Source organism: Coleofasciculus sp. C1-SOL-03 (genome assembly GCF_040220555.1).
GTDB lineage: Bacteria > Cyanobacteriota > Cyanobacteriia > Cyanobacteriales > Coleofasciculaceae > Coleofasciculus.
In genome coordinates this window covers 19,446-37,224 of the sequence record NZ_JAVJUO010000106.1, presented here as the reverse complement: position 1 = coordinate 37,224, position 17,779 = coordinate 19,446, and the positions used below count along the sequence as shown (strand labels likewise).

The window sequence follows — 17,779 nt, the reverse complement described above, 5'->3', positions numbered from 1 at the left end:
CCTTAATCCCAGGGGGGGTGGGGATGTGCGAAGGTTAGACCTCACGACTCAGGTAGAACTCCCGGTCACAGGAGGAGAACAACTTTGTTAGATGTTTTGGTGTACGCTGATCATAATGACTACTTACAAATACAGCGCTGGTGTACTTAATCAGGATAATCCTTAGCAGGGTCAGGGTGTAGGCATTTGTAGCTAGCGAATCTTGCCTATCGCTGCGGTGGATGGGCAAACGAATACCAACGAATGATTTAAATCTATCCAAAGGTGTTGGAAATGTTCGTTAAGATGTGGTGATGCCAAAATGACGGCGATCACCTAGGCAATCACCTAATTTAGATTGATGATAAACTGTCACATCCAATATCAGTCTCAATTTTGGACTCTTTATTAAATTTTTATTTATTAGTTTACCAACGCAAAAATAAAAAATAGGTTTAAATTGGGGTAAAGTAAATATTTAACAAAGTTGGACAATTGAGTTCTGATCCGATCCGGATATAGGCAAATTAATGTGTAAAGTCTAGCGTAATTTGATATCTATTTTAGGTTCCAGTCAGTAACACAGAAACATGAGCAATAGTGAGACTCCCCTACGGCATAGTAAATCCCTCCGGTTATCGATCTTGACTCAATATTACCCCCCTGACTACGCCGCAACCGGACAGTTGATAGAAGAACTGGCTGTCGAGTTAGGAAAACAAGGTTTATCGGTGCGAGTGTTTACTGGACAACCGGGTTATGCATTTCATAGCCATTCAGCACCAGCCAGGGAGTATTTTCAGCAACTGATCGTTCAGCGATCGCGAGCGACTCGGATTTGGTCAAAACGTATTCGTGGCAAAGCCTTGAATGGACTAATCTTTTGCCTGCGGGCTGGACTGCATTTGCTCAGAACCAGTAGTCGGGGAGATATACTTTTGTTAACCACTGCTCCTCCTTTTTTGCCCATTCTGGGATATTTAGCGAAAAAGTTATTTGGACTACCTTATGTTTGTTTAGTCTATGATCTATATCCAGATGTTGCCGTCGAACTCAATGTTGTGTCTCGTCGGCACTGGTTAGTTAGACTCTGGAATACAGTGAATTGCCATATTTGGAAACAGGCTCAACAAATTGTGGTTTTGAGTCCATCAATGAAAAATCGTGTCGCCGCTAAATGTCCTTCCCTGAACGATAAAATTACCGTTATTCATAATTGGGCAGATGCCAATTGGATTGTACCCATTGCTAAACAGGATAATTGGTTTGCCCAAAACTTTAATTTAGTTGATCAGTTTACGGTACTCTATTCCGGAAATATGGGTCGCTGTCATGATATGGATACGATTCTCAACGCCGCCCAACTGTTACAACTTGACCCAATTTTGTTTGTGTTTATTGGCAATGGTGCTAAGCGGGAAGCTTTTGAAACCCAAACTCGTCAGCTTGGCTTAAGGAATTGTCGCTTTTTACCCTATCAAGATAAACAAAACCTACCCTATTCACTCACTTCAGGGGACTTATCTTTAGTTAGCATTAGTTCAGGGATGGAAGGTTTAGTTGCCCCCAGTAAACTTTACGCCGCCTTAGCCGCAGGGCGTCCAATCGCTGCGATTTGTGAACCCCAGTCTTATTTACAGGCGCTGATTGCGGAGGCTGAATGTGGTGCAGCGTTTAGTAATGGGGATGCGAAGGGTTTGGCAGAATTTATTCAACACTTGTCTACAGATGACCAGTTAGTCAAGCGTATGGGTGAAGCGGGTCGTCGATATTTACAATCCCATTTTACTCCAGATCGGATTGCACAAGAGTATTCTAGCGTATTGCATCAGTCAGTCATTTCAGAGTATGCATCAAGCCCTAATGGAAGAGATGGGAGAAAAGGGCATCAAACGAATAGAATGGGTCAAGGAACAAGAGGATAATACCAAATTTGCTGTTGTCAGCCTCTGGTAACATTGGGTATCTGACTTTTCACGGTATTTGGCACATCTGTAGGGGCGGGTTTCACTACTATCTTTTGAAATGGTGCGTTACGCTAACGCTAACGCACCCTACTGGCGTGGCACACCTTAATTGGTGGATTAGAATTGTAGGGGCGCAAGGCTTGCGCCCAGTTTAAACGTCAAATCTATTCCACAATTTTAGCTGTGTCAGTCCACTACACCCGCCCAGACGCGCCATGGCGCGTCTCTACAATAGTTTTAAGACTTCCCGTGAAAAGTCAGCATTGGGTATCTGTCAATTTTTTAAAGTTGGGTTTCGTCGCTTACCTCAACCCAACTTATTCAGGTAAAGCAGTGATATAAAGATATGCCATAGCTTGTATAAGAGAGGTATTCTGGCAGATTGGGTTTATTTTTCCACCAAGACAGAAGGGTTAATCGGTCTGTTGGAGACAGATCTGTCCGGCGTAGTGGGTAATCGAGATGCAAATTTTTCCATTTCGATGAGACGAATGGAGAGTAGGATTTCTGCCAGGGTACGCTGAAGTGCATAATACCAGCCATACCAACCGTCGAGAATACCTTGGTTGAAGATCAGACAGTAGAACAGGATGACGAAGGGGGCGAGGATTTTTTGCCGCCGGATGCGATCGCCTAAACTAAGTTCACCAGGAGACGTTTCCAGGATTTTCTGGTTTTCAATCAGCATGTAGCGATCTTGCGCCCACAACCAGCGACTTAGAGGTTTGCGATCGTCGTGGTAGATATAGGAGTTGAGTGTACCAGACTCACCTCTGACGTGAAGTAGCTGGGTATGTCCGTCATCGAGATAGATAGATTTTTCGCGTCGGAATAGAACTTGTCGAGGTGGAAGCAATGTTCCCCGCAGTGGCTTGCCAAATACGCAATATTTGAACCGGGCAAAGTAGCCATCTATAGGGGAATCTGTGGGAAGAGACGCAAGTTCAGCAATTAGTTCGTCAGTAAGGATGTAATCGGCATCCAGGGAGAGTACCCATTCAGTTTTGACTTGTGCCAAGCCGTAGTTCCACTGGTTGTGATGGGTATCGAACTGGCGTTGGAAGACTTGGGTTTGCGGATAAGATTTTACAACGTCCAGGGTTTCGTCGGTACTGTAGCTATCAATAACGACGATTTGCTTTGCCCAAATGAGTTTTGCCAGAGTGCGATCGATGTTAGGGGCTTCGTTAAAGGTAAGGATAAGAGGCGTTATTTGTTCAAGCATGAGCCTGAGTTTACTATTAAAATATTTAAACTTAACTATTCACTGGAGAGCTAGAACAGAGCATTGATTTCCAAAGATATGGGCATCTGCCAGAGAATCGGAATTTAATGTTTGTGTAGCCTTCTTGTTTTAAGAGTTCAGTTAGAGTTTTTGTAGAAAAAAACTTAATATGACCACCATCCCAAAGAGTGGTAAAATGCCTATCCATTTTTCCAGAAAGAGCTAGAGTCAGGTTTTTAAAATAGCCGTGATAAGGAGTGGTAAGAATTAAAACACCCTTGGGCTTCAAACATTTATTAGCAGCTCTGACGAGTTCTCTGGGATAAAATAAGTGTTCAATGACTTCGCAGGAAATAACAATATCAAATGAGTTGTCCAACTTGTCATAAGGTAAATTGTAAATACTCCCCTGGATAAATTGGCAATCTGGGAAACTCGAACTAGCAAATGTCACACCCGACTCAGATTCTTCAATACCAACGACTTCATAACCTTGTTGGGCAATGAGATGAGTTAGACTGCCATTTCCACAGCCGATATCTAATACACGTAGCTTTTGCTGGCTGGAGCTTTTTACCTGAGAGAGCATTTCCAGGAGTGGAGCTATCAGATAGGCATGATGATGTCCTGAAAAATTATTTTGATAAGCATAGTTGTACTTGCTAAGAGTGGTTTCCATAGATAAATGGGTAGTCCATTACTAAAGAGTAGGAACAGGCTCTTTTTTAATGATGGCTGTATAAACCTCAATCAAATTTGATGCGATGCGCTCCCAGGTGTATTGTTCGAGGATAAGTTGACGGGCGCGGTTTCCCATTGCTTTGGCTTGCTGGGGATGCTTCAAACATTGCATCAAAGCATCGGCGATTGCTTCGGCATTAATATCAACAACATGAGCAGCTTGAGCCATTGCCGCTTCGGGAAAATTGCAGCCAATAGTGATAACACAAGGCAATCCTGATGCCATACCTTCTAAAACAGACATACTAAAACCTTCCGAGTAGGAAGGAGCCACATAAATACTAGCGGCGGCAAGAGCGGCATATTTAAGGGACCCTGTGAGCATGCCGATAAATGTTACAGCATCAAAGCATCCAGCTTTGGTAAAGTAATTTTTAGCCGTTGGCAGAAAGCCAATGTTATCTGGTCCGGCAATAATTAGATGCGTCTGAGGAAATTGGGTATGTACTTTACCAAAGGCAGCAGCAAGCAAGTCGAGTCCTTTTTTTGGATCTATCCTGCCCAGAAATATAATCAAGGTTTTGTTGCGAGTATCCGGAAATTTTTGGTAAAAAAGCTCTGGATTTGGTAACTTTTCAAAGTCTTGACGGTGAATGCCGTTAGGAATTACAACCAGAGGAGCCTTGAGATTGAGCGGTTTAATGCGTTCTGCTTCAGTCGAGGCGAGCATTTGGATGGCACTGGCACACTGGAGGGCCGGCTTTTCCAAAAAGGCGTAGTAGAAGCGCTTTTTCCCTGCTTTGTAGGATAGCGCCCAAGGATTCAACATACCGTGAGGGGTGATGATGTAGGGAACTCGGTGCCATCGGCAAGCCCAGTAGGCGGGTAAAATCGGATAGGAGAAAATAGCGTTAGTGTGTACTAGGTCGTAATCGGCGATATGTTGAAATAGCCATTTAGTGATAGAAAAGCTGATTTTGTAGTCGCTCAAAGCCCAGTATGGAAAGTATTGAATGCGGTGATATTTTTCAGGTAGCCAGGTATAAAGTGGAACATCTAAACTAACAGAGCCATTGGCATTCGTAGTGACAAGATCAACGCTGATTCCCAAGTCACCAAGGGATTGAGCAAGTTCAACTGCAATTTTAGAAGGACCACCGTAAACCAGACCAAGTGCAGGGACAACGATTAAAAGCTTCATAGGAAATTCAACAGAGATTCACTCTTATAAAGTTCTACAGCGATCTCAGGTATTATCCGGATGTCAATTAATTGATTACAACTGTTAAAAATAATTAAGTTGTTAATAAATTAATTACTAAAAAAATATTTAATGGTTAATGCGCTAAAGCATACTCAATTGCTTGCATTAAGCCTTGGGCAAAGTAATCTGGAGAAAAATTTTTGATATGTTCGAGTGCCGCCTGACCCATTGTCTCTAGAGCGACATTACCCAAGCTGACTTTGATCATTAAATCAGTTAACTGTTGACTATTTTCTGGGTCGAAACCAAAACCATTGACACCTTCAATTACTAAGTCTTCAAAACAGCCACAGCGGTTAGAAACTAGTACGGGCAAACCAGCTGCCATTGCTTCATTTACCACTAATCCCCATTGTTCCTGAATGCTGGCATGGATAAAACAATTGGCATGAGCAAAGTAAGGAAGAAGTTCATCTTGCTGGAGGAAACCAGGTAGATGGACAGTATCTTGTAAACCGAATTCTGCAATATATTGCTCTATCTGAGGGCGAAGCTGACCATCACCACACAGCACTAAGTCCCACGCCTGAGTACCGACTGCTTGGCGATAGGCGGCATACGATGAAATGAGAAACAAAAGATTTTTTTTCGGTACAAAGCGATTGATTGCTAAGAAGTAAGGTTTAGAAATGGGAGTAGGTAATGTCTTGATTTGGTTTGGGTGATAAAACTTATTCCCTACTACGTTATAACCTAAGAAAATTGCCTCCGCAGGCATACCTAGTTCTATCAAATAACGCTTTTGTGGTTGTCCACCTACTAGCGCCGCGTTGTAGTGTTTTAGTATCCATCTCTTGATAGTTTCATTCCACAGCGATCGCGGAGCATCATCTTGCTTGGTTTCAGAAACAAGAATCACAGCTTTTCGTTGATACAGACACCACAACAGCGCTGCCAGCATGGCAGGTCTGGCATAACCAGCAATTACCAAAATATCTGGATCGATCTGAGATAAAACCTTGTAAACCTGTAACAGTAACCGACTAAATGTTACCTGTTCAAGTTGCCGCCATTTAATCACAGAGACGATAGGAAAAGGAAGCCCTTCGACTTCAGATTGCCAAGCATATTCTATTTGTTTACGGGCTAATTCAATACCTACTATCTTTTTGAATGAGCTATTATAGCGATTATAGAAACCCTCTAGTCGAGCTATATGATATGGACCATAACTCGCAAAAAGTATTGCAATGGAATTCATGAGTATTTGTTCAATTCACTGGATCTTAATTTTTTTTTGTTTATGTGTTCTAGGAATCGCACTAGAGCATATCCGAATACAATAGGCCAGAGGACAAGTAAGGTCATTTCTCGTCCGAGGTTAAATGTAATTCCTAGACCAGCCAGAAAAAGACAAAGACGAAGCGGTGAATTACGTTGGCTCCATAGCCTAGCTAAAAATGCTGCCCATAAAGCCATCAGGAAGGCTGCTGCTACAGGACCCAAATAAGGGCCAAAATTAGTAACTCCTTGACCGATTAAACCAGTGGATACAGTAGTAGAAACTCCGATATCTCTACTATTGTCTGCAAAACCTCGAAGGATAGCATAATAGATGCCAACAAGTGGTTTGTTGGGCCAAATCGCACGAGGTACAAAATTAAGGAATTGTGCTAAGTAATCGCCTCCATAGCTTATATGTAGCCTACCCTGTTGGTAAAAGTCGTTAATAAAACAGAGTTCCTCAAGCATATTTAATCCTAAGTGTTTCTGTTCTGCTTTTAAAGCTATCTCTATACCAGATTGGTTAAAAATTTCGGCAAATCCAACATGGCGATAGGTAATTACCAAAGTTAAAATATGATTTATGATTGCGAACGCAATTCCTAGTACAATAATTTTTATCCACCACTTTTGTTTAGACAATAAAACATAGCTTAAGATTGACGGCATGACGACGGCTAAAAATATATTTCTTGCTCCCATTAATATAAAATATGGCCAAGAAATTAAAATCACTAATAAATTTAAAAGTCGTACCTTTAACTGTTTTTGCATTAAGAGAGTAATACCGAAGAAAGAACAAACTAGAATGTAAATATAGGAAGCAGAAGAAACGATAAAACCGCTACTTCCAGCAGCAGCACCGGCTGCCCTTCCCCACATATATCCACCAGCACGAGAGTTGATGGGAAACAATGCACCAAAAATGTCCCCATTCATCCGACTGATTCCGTACATTAATAGACCTAGCCAGACAAGTGAAAGGTATGTTAACAGTTTAGCTGGGTCGATTGATGTAATTAATAGTTGATATGCTAATGAAGGCTTGATGACCATTTTTTGGGAAAGTTGAGGAACAAAAAATCTAAAACTACCCAGAAATAGAATGATTTGCCAGTAACATTTTTCTAAAATTGCATTGGAAAAAATTGTTAAGTTATCGGGAGTATAAATCGGTTCAGTCAAATACCATATTGCAACGGTAATATAAACGATAACTGCTGGTTTTTTCCATGAAATATTTTTTTTAAACAAAGATTCTATTATTAGCAGTACCAATAGGATTGAAGTTAAAAAATAATAAAAACTTGCGGCGGGAGGCAAAACACTAATTAAAATACTTATATTTCCCAACTGCAAGCCTAATAAATATCCCAGAGCTAATAAAAAAATGAACCATAAAATAAAAAAAAATTTACTTTGTACTACCATATTCCTGAAAAATGGAGTAAATAATAAAAAAAATTAGTAGCGTAAAAGGAATGTTTTGGCTTGGAACTCATGATCGCTAGAGAACCGATGCTGTAATCCGAGTAATGGTGGTCAATTAACATGGCATAGGGATTGAAGATGAAGCTGCAATTGCGACAGGCTAAAACAAAAGGTGTTCGCTCTGGCAAACGCTTCTAATCGTTGAGGATTGTTAAGGCAGAAGCGGAGAGCATTCGCGATCGCTTCTCCAGTAACCTCCTGCAATAGCAATCCGCTTATTTCATCTTTCACTACAGCGCCACAGAATCGGGAAGCAATTATTGGCAGTTTCCAAGCCTGAGCTTCGAGCTGGGTCAGTCCAAAACCGTCGGAAAGGGTGGGAAACAAGAAAATGTCTGCCTGTTGGTAGTACTTAGCTACGGCACTGCGAGGGACAGCATCAATCCACTGCACCTGTCCTGACTCTGGTTGGGGTCTGGTGATGCCTGGGGAACCGACTAGCCAGAATTCTATAGGTTGGTCGCGGAGCAGTTTGGCGGCTTCTAGTAGTGCGGCGATGCCCTTGCGTAAGATTACTTGACCGAGGAACAGCACTCGCAGCGGACGTTCGGCGGAGAAAGCCGGAGGGTAGGTTCGCACGAAGTCATGGGCTTGTTCGAGGGGTTCGTAGGCAAGGGGAACGACATCAATTTTGTTGGCAGGGATACCTTCTTGCTGTAAGGCTTGACTCGACCAAGGTGAATTCACCACAATGCGATCGGCGAGGGAACATTCTTCCCGCCAACTGTCCCAGTAGTGGGGCGGTGCGGGTTGCCAGATCGATTGATAGTGAGGATGTCTGGAATATTCCTCTAGAACTAATTTCTCCTCAATGGGTCCCGGATCGATTTGTCCTAAGATAGTGCGCCAGCCTCTAGACTTGGCGTAGCGGAATAGGTCTAAGGCGGCGTAGCTGTAGGCAAAGAGAGTGGGGGGAGAGTGGAGTTGAGGGGTGAGGGTATTGAGCGACTGGACTGTCTGTTGCTGGAACCAGTGGTTACGGGCAATGATGCGTTTCCACCCAGTTGTTTTTTGGATGCGTTGAGCGATTTCAAAGCGAATTAACGAACCCGTGAAGGCGCGGACATAGGCTTGGGTTAAGTCTGGGTGAAAGCGTTCCCGTAAATTAGCTAAGAGAGATTTCGGGAGTTGATTTAGGGGAGACTGAGGTAAGACCCAGGCATCGGTTATCAGATGGGCGAGTTGGTTAGATTGGTGTAATACTCGTGGAATAGCGTAATGTTCGCGAGCTCCTAGTTGAGCGCAGATCCATAGGGGTGATTGTTCTGACATAAAATTATCAGACTGAATCTGAGAAAAGCTTGAATAATATTTCTAATAAGACGACTTTTTGTTCAAGGCAATAAGCAGCAACTGTTCTGTAGAAACAATTGAACCAAACCAAGTATCGCTTTCTCCTTTTGTACTGGTCATTCGCAGAGTTTTCCATGATTTTTGAATTGTTCGTAAACTCTGATAAACAGAATAAGAATAAGCTAATCCATCATCTTCACTGATGGTATATCCTTTGCCTTTTGTTTTAATCCAGTTTGCAACTGACCAGAACCCCAGGGAAAAGATGGTGTATTTCAGAAAGCGCAGAGGTAGGGAACCTTGCCCCATAAAATTACAATCTGAGATGCTAACCATTTTGGATGCCACTCGCGACATCTCCCGAATCATTTTTTCCGGTTCTCTAACATGGTGTAAGACAGCAAATTCGCAGACTAGATCGAAGCTGTTTTCTGGAAAAGGAAGGTGGTAAGCATCACCATCTATCAAATCTTCTGGCGGAATTCCTTTTTTATAACCTTGCTCACGTAAAGCTGCTACTGGCTCGATACCCTTAACGACTAGATCGGGAAACCTGTTTTTTAGCCAGAGAAATGTACGTCCTGTACCTGCCCCTACATCCAATACACTGCGAATCTGATAAAAATTGATATAACTCGCAAGCAAATGCAACGCTAAAAAATGCTCTTGATCTTTCTCCAAATGCATTTCATCATAGGAGCTTGCCGTCGAAGCATAGTACTGACGCTGAATTTCAACTTCTTGATGCATAATTGTGGCTTTAAACTAGGAAATTACAATTCTATCTAGTGAATTCGTTGAACTATTTCAAAGCGAATCAACAAAGTATTTAAGTTTCCACCCAAGCTTCAGAAGTTTCGTAACCTAATTCGATTAGCAGGTCACCTGCCTCCTGATGAAAGAATTCATAATCTGACGCAGTAAAAGCTTTTCGCCACTTTTGAACTTTTTGACCACGGTAGCAACCAAGGATTGCCGTACTCTCCGGCTGACGCTGGGCTAACCTTGCTGCACGACTATGCCAAAGACTAGCGAGACGTTCTGGCAATAGCGGTTCAACATAGAGGGGGTCAAGCTCTAATTCTGCACCAATTTGTGCAATTACCCTTCGAGTATTCCGAACGATTTCCTCAAAGTGTAGAATCTGGACTCCGGGAGTGTTACGCCAATGCTTAACATGGTTTGCCCATCTTCTAGGGCGACTGTTGCCGTTTATTTTCTGGCGCATAAACTCACTAAGGGAACAGCGTGTTGTTGGGTCGAATGACTGCATGAAAAGATGCAAAGAACACATCACATCTCTTCCATCTCGGAGGATGTAGTAGGTATCAGCGTTTTCCTTGAGCCAGTCAATCCAGCTGCCGTGTTCGTTCAGCAAATGTATAAAGTTTGGACTAGAATGTGTTTTGATGATTGGTCTTTGTGAACGCTGAATAATCCGTAGATCCACATCTTTGCTAAGCGGTTTTTTGGAGGCGGCAAGTGCATCAATAACTAGATAGAGACGGTCTAGTGGTTCACCAAAGTGCTTCCAAGACTGACACTCTCGAAACTGCTTGCGAAGTAGATCGATAGTTAGGTGTGTACCAGAACGGGGATGGCTAGCGATGACAATTGGCTTGCCGATTTTTTCCAGATTTTGATTTAATAAATTGTCATAATATTTCATATATAAGTTCAGCCATGAGGTAGTTTTTGCCAAATTTTTATGAGTTCCAATGACATTGGCTGGCGATTATGTTTATAACGAAATATATCTATAAATCCAGCAAACTCTCCTTGCAACTGACCTATTCTACCCACTTTTGTAGATTGAATTAACCTCGACAAAAAAGTACGAACTTGCTTGATAAATTTTAGTTCTTCAGGTATAAACCAATCATTCCAAAGGACATTATTACGTGCTCCATAAAAATCCATTCGATACCAATTACGTCCTATATTAGAGGCAGTATGATGAATTTCAAAGCCTGGAAAATGGTAGCAGCATAAGCCTTTTTGAAATGCTCTGGCAGCTATTTCCATCTCCTCTCCTTGATGAATTAGTTCCTCGCAATACCCTCCTAGCTGCAAAAATATTTGGCAATGGAGAAGGTGTCCGCAGCCGATAAAGGCTCTGGTCTGATAAGGTTCATTCTGTATAGACTGGCTCTGATACTTACCCATTACCGGATTGTAGATGGGGAAACTAAGGCATAATAAATTTTTACAGGATTCTGCAAATTCAATTGCCGCAGGTAGGGAACCAGAAACCGGAAAAGAATCATCATCAAGGCTTAGGTAATACTTCGTTTGTATTGCCTGCGCTAATTGATTGCGTCTGACAATTAAACCTTTCGATTCCGTGAATCTCTTCAGTTTAACTTTAAGGGGAAATGACGTAATATCAAATGGGCAAGGTCGATCGGAAGCATCATCAAAAATTAGGATCGGCAGTGAACCCAAGCCAGCTTCTGTAATCTTGGTGAGCGTAGTTTTTAAGTCCTGCCAGCGATTTTTGGTTGTAATCCCAATGGATACTAAATCTGTTATATCCTGAATTGTAATCATTATTTGCCTCGGTACTTGATGACTGTGGCTGGAACTCCCACTGCGATCGCGTCTGATGGTAGCTCGCGAGTGACAACACTGCCTGCACCAACGATAGTGCGATCGCCAATGGTTACTCCTTTGAGGATGGTGACGTTGGCTCCAATCCAGACGCGGTTGCCAATCTGGGTAGGTTTGGCAATCATGGGTTGTTTCAGAGGTGGAAGTGTGAGGTCTTGACCGTGATCGTGATCGGTGATATAGCAACCGGGACCAATGGCGCAATTTTTACCAATTGTCAGGGACTCTATAGCATCGATAAAGGTGTTACGGTTGATGTATGTGTTAGCTCTAATGTGAATTTTGGGATGGGGTAAGGGTTCCCCACTGCAAAGTAGTACCACCCCTCGATCCAGAGCACAATCACTCTCAATCTCGATATCTTCAAAGTTACGGGGAATTTCAACTTGCCGCATCCAGATGTAGCCATGTAGCTTCACTCCTAGAGAGCGGTAATAAAGATTGCGCCAGCGACTGTTTAATCCTGCAATGGCTCGATTCGTTGCTAAAATTCCAGTACGAATTTGATTCATGATTCGTTACCAGCCGCACTGTATCCGGAGAAAATAATCTCTCTAATTGCACTAAATTTGCCCAGCAGCACAGATGGTAGAGAGAGCCAACCTTTTACGGACACTAGAGAGGCAGCAATCCAAAACAACTGTAGTACAGCTAGCTTGAGATAATCTGCTGGTTGTCTTTGACCTAAGATGGAAGTCATGACATAGTGACGATTCACCAATTCCATCTTGGCTAATACAGCTTTATTGTTTTTATGGTCTCCTGGTTGACTATCGTGGAAAATCCGAGCAGTTCTAGCATTAACTAATTTCCACTTCTTGCCAACTACAAGGGAGAGGGTCACATCTTCCATTAGGGAATAGCCAGTAAACATAGATGGAAATAATGGTCGGGGTAATGCTTCTCGTCGATAAAGAACACAAGTAGTATTCAGCCACTCAACAGGCACAACTGCTGGTAAATCAGGACGATCTTCAGGCAATAAATTAAGAGCAGGACCAATACATTTACCTGCATAGCTAGTTTCAGTACGATCATGTAAAAATCTAAACAGTAAGTGACTTACCCTACCTGGAGGTAAATATTTTTGGTTGACAATCATGGCATTAACACCACCTAATTGGGTATCACTCTGGAGTGCTGCCCAAAGTCGAGCTAAGCAATCCGGCTCAAAAATAATGTCATCATCAACAAGCCAGATGGTATTTTGGGAGGCGTAGCTCATGGCTTGATTGCGCTGGGCTGCCGCACCTATTTCTGTGGCTTTGTGGTAAATAATCTGAGTTGCCAAGCCAGGGATGTTGGCTTGGCACAGCTTTTGGGTATCATTGTCTAAGGAACCGTCAACCACGATTATTTCAATAGGTTGTGCAGATTGCTCAGCTAAACTATTGAGCATTTTGCTGAGTGGGAGGCTACGGTTCCGGGTGGGAATGAGCGCAGAGATAGGAAGTAGTTGAGGCTTACTCATCGAGGAATTTTGCATATTCAGTTCCGCTAATGGTTTCTACAAGTTCTTCATAATTTTGAATAGAGTCAGATAGTGATTCAGATCCAATTTTAAGCAAGCTTGTTTCAACATTTCTGGATAGAATACCTAAATATTCAAATATTCGGTTAAGTGTTTGTTGATGCTTATCTGCTCCTAAGAGGTCTTTCTCATAGGTTACCCCTAGATGAGGTAAGTTTTTCAGGATTGTTTCGTATTGTTTCTCCTGGCGTTGCAGAGCTTCCATGTACTGCATGAGTAGTTTGCAATTAACCTGGATCTTTTTTTTTGTAAGGGTTGTCTGGTCTTGCCATTTTTCAATATGCCAAACACCTGTTGAATTAGCTGACATAATGGAAAGAGATTGTTTCAGAATGTTTGTTCTTTTTAAAAAAATTATTTGAAACCCTTGATCATATAAATTTTCAATAAATCGTTCTTCATTTTTGATGTTTTGGATTTGAAGGTGGTTAGTTATGAGCTTAAATCCATAAACCTTATCACAATGAATTTTGGTTCTACCGTTGATAAATAAAAGTGGGAAAGCTAAGCGTTTGCGTAGAATTTCGGCATTTCGTGCATTTCCCTCACAGCTAATTTTTGGGTGTGAATTGAGCAAGTCAAACAGTAAGGTGCTACCCGTTCGTGGTTGAGCTAAAACTAAAAATTTATTAGAAGCTGACTTTATAATCGGGTTGAGAGCATAGGGATAGGTATACAGCTCTCTAGTTATATCTCGGCTTGCTCTAATAAATTTACCTGCCATTGTTGCAGAAAGTGCTTCTTTTTTGGCTCGGGATACAAGGTTTTCGAGAGTGCAATTCAGAATATCAGATATCATATCTAGTATCGCCCAATTTTGACTCAAGAAGCTAGAATTGACTTTCAAGAAGGATGGTAAAGTTAACTCCAAATCTAGATCCTCCTTCCAATCTAGGATCGACAACCTCAGAGCCAATTAAACCGGAAGAACCTGTAACGAGCAGTTTGTTCATGTCTACAAGCAAATTTCGCACATTCATGAACTATACAGAACTTCGTCTTATCGACGAGCGCTTCCGGACGAATGAGAAATTTTTCAAATCTCTAAGCCGATTTCCTGAAAAAGTTGTTCAAACCTGCGTTTCCATGAATGGTCGCGCAAAGCCCGTCGATAGCCTGCCTCTCGTAATTTCTCGGCTTCAGCAGAATGGGTTAAATAAAACTTGGTCTTATCCACTAGCTCTTCAGGACTACGATAGGTGTCGATTTCTTTTCCCAGTTCATAGAATTCTGCAATCTCGTCTGTGTGGCCAGTGAGGTAACAAGCTCGGCACATGGGAGCTTCAAAGTCACGCAGACGCACGTGGGGGATTAGCTGGGAGCCAGGACGCCCGTCAGCCCAAACATTGCTGAAATTGAGGACAACTTCATAGCGGGCAAAGGTTTGGCTGATATTTTCTGCAAAGCCACAGGCAGATGAGGTAAAAAATGGAGCCAACTGGCGACTCTGACGGCGATAGTGCAGTTGGTGAATAGTTCGATCGATGCCTGCAACCACACCCTGTTTTTTGATATTTTGCCAGGTTGCTCGAGCATAACTTATGAGTCCACCTGGTTTAGGCGATCGCCGCCCCAAATATACGAAGTCTTGTCGATCTGATATTGTTCCTGAGTGTTTACCGGAATCCTTAACACCCCAACCTCTGCCATAAATATCTATGGGAACCTGGCTAGTGATGAGTTCGGCAAGGAGGCGATCGCGATCGGCATAGCGCTGACCGACAAAGCACGCCTTTACCTGACGGGTTGCCGATGGCATCGGATAGTACACTTCTGGGTCTGCACCCATCTGCACCCACACGGGGTTTGCTCCTACCTTCAAGTACAGGTCACGCGCTTCTTTCTCTGCGTGCCAAGCGAAGTTGACCTTAGCCGCAATTTCTAATACCAATTCAAATTGATAGATACTGTTGCAGTAAAAATTGACGGTAGGGATACCTAGCTGATGAATTTCTTCAAAGCCTGCTGGGTCAAAATGGGCATTATAGAAATAGCTAAGGAAGAGGTCTATGGGTTGCTGTTGATGGGCTTGCCGGACTTCATCAATGATTTTCTGTGTAATCTGGGAACGAACCTCCTGTTCTTGTCGTGTGAAATTGCCTGAAATTTGCATAAATCGACTGGCTGGTAATAGGTCAACTTGAGACTCAAAAATCTCATGTCCTAGTTGCCGCAGCGCTGGGTAAAAGTTGCCACTCCAGAGTCCACTATAATAGAATTTTGGCTCAATTGAGTGGCGAACGGCAGTGAAAATTCTCATCTGAATAACGATCTGAGAAATATGATTTAGGTTCGTAAGGTAAATCCATCAACATACGGGTAAGAGCAGCGTAGTTGCTGAACGTGGAAACCAGCATTGGTAAGGCATTGGCTAAGTTGCTTCCAGCCATCCTCCCCATTATGACTTTCAAAGAATATTGCACACCGTTGAGGTAAGTGTGGAATCAAAGCAGGAATAAGTTGGGCTTCCTCACCTTCAATATCCACTTTTAGTAGTAGACTTTCTAGCTGAAGCTGTTTTAGGAAATGTGGTAAGTCTATGATTTTTACTCGATAGCTATCTGAATTTTTTGACTCCTCGGTTTGCAAACATCCAGTATTGCTATAGTTAGACTGAAACCAGGCTTCACCCTCTTGGGAGGATACAGCAGCCTCAACTAGAGATACATTCAGTGTATTGAGTTGTAATTGCCTTTGGATAAATTTAGCGTTGTCAGGGTTAGGTTCAAAGGCAATAATTTTAGCTTCAGGATAAGCACGACTTGCCAATAATGAAAAAAGACCGATATGAGCACCGCAATCGATGACTTTTTCTGGCTTGAATGGAACTAACTCTAATTTATAGCATCGCTCTAGCACTATTTCTTGAAAGGATATAAGATGACCCAAGTCACTGGGATTTAATTCTATCTGTAACCCTTTCATTAAATTTGGTCTAATAACTATTTGCGGAAAAAGCTGGCGACCAAACTTAGAAATTAAGTCAGAAGAGCTGAAAGGATGTCCTCGGGAAAAACCCAAAATTGCTAACTTGAGTAAATCCATAGGATACGCTGCTATTTTTGTAAATGATATAATCTGCTTCAAACGGCTAAATTTAGGCATATATGAGTTATTTTAACAATAAAAATTAGTGGTAAAAATTGTTAATATTTAGTCTTTTGCTTCAAGTCATTCTTTTAAGGAGTGATTATAAAGAGTGGGTAATTTTAGTAGTTCTTTACTTCTAGTATTTCGCACAGGCTGTACGAGCCACCATACACCACGAATTCCTTTATTACTCCGCATGAGTACTCTCCTTATTTTTCAGGGTCTGTCTGAGGTGGTGCAAAAATTGATTCTGGATCGTAGCCGGATCGAAATTGCGTGTACCTATAGATACAGCATTTTGACTCAAGCTTTGGCGTAAAGAGGCTGATTCTTTCAGTTGAGTCAATGCTCTTATCCAAGCTGCGGGATTATTTTCCGTTACTACGAAAGCGGCTTCAGGATTTCGCAATCCCCATTTCACGCCTGTCGCATAATCAGGACCAACAATGAAAAGGGGCATTCCCAACGCTAAATATTCGGGAAGTTTGCTCGGAAAATGAGTCTTATATAAGTTTTGGTACTTATTGTTTATCCAACAGTAGGGCAGGATAACAATATCGCATTCCTGTTTTACTCTCGACCAAGTTTCAGAGGGTGACGCCGCATAGCCACAGTAAGTGACAGTATCCGATAAATCGGACAAGGGATGATGAGTTCCCTTTACATAGTCAGAGTAGATACGCAACTTTATACCTATTTCCGAGAAAGAAGCTATCATGCGATGAAGTTGGATGCCGTACCCATAAGCTAAACTCCCTGCATATCCAATTATTAAAGTACCTGGTTGTTTTAAATGTATGGATTCATGAGCAGGACGTGGAGTCAAATTATCAGAACGATTTGGATAAAGTACGTCTCCTTCAGCGCCATATTTTTTTGACAATTTATCTCGCATTTCTGGGCTAATACATAGCCGTTTATAGGCATATTGATAAACCTCAGCATTTCTCGCTAATTGTAGTTTGTCAGCCCATCGGTAAACTCGCTCAAATACCTCGGGAATATCATGAACGAGAAGTATCAAAGGCAAGTTTTTATATTTGGCATATCGATAAGCAAGAAAATAATACTTTTGAACCTGCATAACGGATAGAATGACATCAGGTTTAAATCCACCGAGAGTAGATTCTATGGTGCTATTTTTAAAGCTTGGAATTATTTTAAACGTGCGTAGGGAGCGAATTAATATTGAAAATCGAGTGCGTTCAAATCGCTTAAATGGACTTTCAAGTACCTCATAGCGGCATTCTAAAATCTCAGCGTTTGAAGAAGGTAGAGAACCACAAACTAATAATTTTTCTTTAGGATAGTCTTTCAGTAAGCGGTATAATACTATAGAGCCAGCATATATACTCTGCGGGATTGTTTGAGAAAGAACAAGTAGGTTAGGTAGTTGATCCATGTTGGTTAGTTGAGTCTTCTAG

The 17,779-nt window shown here is 42.0% G+C and carries 16 protein-coding genes; 1 reads left to right on the top strand and 15 read right to left on the bottom strand.

Annotated features, from left to right (window positions below; all coding sequences use genetic code 11):
• Positions 1 to 623 precede the first annotated feature (623 nt).
• The gene (locus RIE73_RS17190; protein WP_446402334.1) at positions 624 to 1,904 is read left to right on the top strand and encodes a glycosyltransferase family 4 protein; all 1,281 of its coding nucleotides are present in this window, start codon (positions 624 to 626) and stop codon (positions 1,902 to 1,904) included.
• Between the two features lie 430 nt (positions 1,905 to 2,334).
• On the opposite strand, the gene RIE73_RS17185 is transcribed toward RIE73_RS17190, so the two are convergent.
• From RIE73_RS17185 to RIE73_RS17115, 15 genes are all read right to left on the bottom strand, one after another.
• Positions 2,335 to 3,171, bottom strand: a complete 837-nt coding sequence (locus tag RIE73_RS17185) for a glycosyltransferase family 2 protein (protein WP_446402333.1) — start codon at positions 3,169 to 3,171, stop codon at positions 2,335 to 2,337.
• A gap of 31 nt (positions 3,172 to 3,202) precedes the next feature.
• On the bottom strand, positions 3,203 to 3,850 hold the full coding sequence (locus RIE73_RS17180) for a class I SAM-dependent methyltransferase (RefSeq protein ID WP_446402332.1): 648 nt from the start codon (positions 3,848 to 3,850) through the stop codon (positions 3,203 to 3,205).
• Between the two features lie 21 nt (positions 3,851 to 3,871).
• The gene (locus RIE73_RS17175) at positions 3,872 to 5,053 is read right to left on the bottom strand and encodes a glycosyltransferase (RefSeq protein WP_446402331.1); all 1,182 of its coding nucleotides are present in this window, start codon (positions 5,051 to 5,053) and stop codon (positions 3,872 to 3,874) included.
• 136 nt (positions 5,054 to 5,189) lie between these two features.
• Positions 5,190 to 6,317 carry a glycosyltransferase family 4 protein gene (locus RIE73_RS17170; RefSeq protein WP_446402330.1) on the bottom strand — a complete coding sequence of 376 codons (1,128 nt, stop codon included), beginning with the start codon at positions 6,315 to 6,317 and terminating at the stop codon, positions 5,190 to 5,192.
• The gene (locus RIE73_RS17165) at positions 6,314 to 7,771 is read right to left on the bottom strand and encodes a hypothetical protein (RefSeq protein WP_446402329.1); all 1,458 of its coding nucleotides are present in this window, start codon (positions 7,769 to 7,771) and stop codon (positions 6,314 to 6,316) included. The genes RIE73_RS17170 and RIE73_RS17165 overlap by 4 nt, the downstream gene beginning before the upstream one ends.
• 111 nt (positions 7,772 to 7,882) lie before the next feature.
• Entirely contained in the window at positions 7,883 to 9,103 is a 1,221-nt protein-coding gene (locus RIE73_RS17160) for a glycosyltransferase family 4 protein (RefSeq protein ID WP_446402328.1), read from the bottom strand.
• 42 nt (positions 9,104 to 9,145) lie between these two features.
• Positions 9,146 to 9,874: a class I SAM-dependent methyltransferase gene (locus tag RIE73_RS17155; RefSeq protein ID WP_446402327.1), complete on the bottom strand. Its 729-nt coding sequence runs from the start codon at positions 9,872 to 9,874 to the stop codon at positions 9,146 to 9,148.
• 79 nt (positions 9,875 to 9,953) lie between these two features.
• Entirely contained in the window at positions 9,954 to 10,793 is an 840-nt protein-coding gene (locus RIE73_RS17150; RefSeq protein WP_446402326.1) for a sulfotransferase domain-containing protein, read from the bottom strand.
• Positions 10,794 to 10,801: 8 nt separating this feature from the next.
• Positions 10,802 to 11,674: a glycosyltransferase family 2 protein gene (locus RIE73_RS17145; RefSeq protein WP_446402325.1), complete on the bottom strand. Its 873-nt coding sequence runs from the start codon at positions 11,672 to 11,674 to the stop codon at positions 10,802 to 10,804.
• Entirely contained in the window at positions 11,674 to 12,246 is a 573-nt protein-coding gene (locus RIE73_RS17140; protein WP_446402324.1) for an acyltransferase, read from the bottom strand. Before RIE73_RS17140 ends, RIE73_RS17145 begins: the two co-directional genes overlap by 1 nt.
• The gene (locus tag RIE73_RS17135) at positions 12,243 to 13,205 is read right to left on the bottom strand and encodes a glycosyltransferase family 2 protein (protein WP_446402323.1); all 963 of its coding nucleotides are present in this window, start codon (positions 13,203 to 13,205) and stop codon (positions 12,243 to 12,245) included. The genes RIE73_RS17140 and RIE73_RS17135 overlap by 4 nt, the downstream gene beginning before the upstream one ends.
• The gene (locus RIE73_RS17130) at positions 13,198 to 14,136 is read right to left on the bottom strand and encodes a Stf0 family sulfotransferase (protein ID WP_446402322.1); all 939 of its coding nucleotides are present in this window, start codon (positions 14,134 to 14,136) and stop codon (positions 13,198 to 13,200) included. The genes RIE73_RS17135 and RIE73_RS17130 overlap by 8 nt, the downstream gene beginning before the upstream one ends.
• Before the next feature lie 165 nt (positions 14,137 to 14,301).
• Positions 14,302 to 15,525, bottom strand: a complete 1,224-nt coding sequence (locus tag RIE73_RS17125) for a glycosyltransferase family protein (RefSeq protein WP_446402321.1) — start codon at positions 15,523 to 15,525, stop codon at positions 14,302 to 14,304.
• Positions 15,526 to 15,551: 26 nt separating this feature from the next.
• The gene (locus tag RIE73_RS17120; protein WP_446402320.1) at positions 15,552 to 16,370 is read right to left on the bottom strand and encodes an FkbM family methyltransferase; all 819 of its coding nucleotides are present in this window, start codon (positions 16,368 to 16,370) and stop codon (positions 15,552 to 15,554) included.
• 172 nt (positions 16,371 to 16,542) lie between these two features.
• A complete protein-coding gene (locus RIE73_RS17115; RefSeq protein ID WP_446402319.1) occupies positions 16,543 to 17,757 on the bottom strand; it encodes a hypothetical protein in 1,215 nt (404 codons plus the stop codon).
• Positions 17,758 to 17,779: the final 22 nt, after the last annotated feature.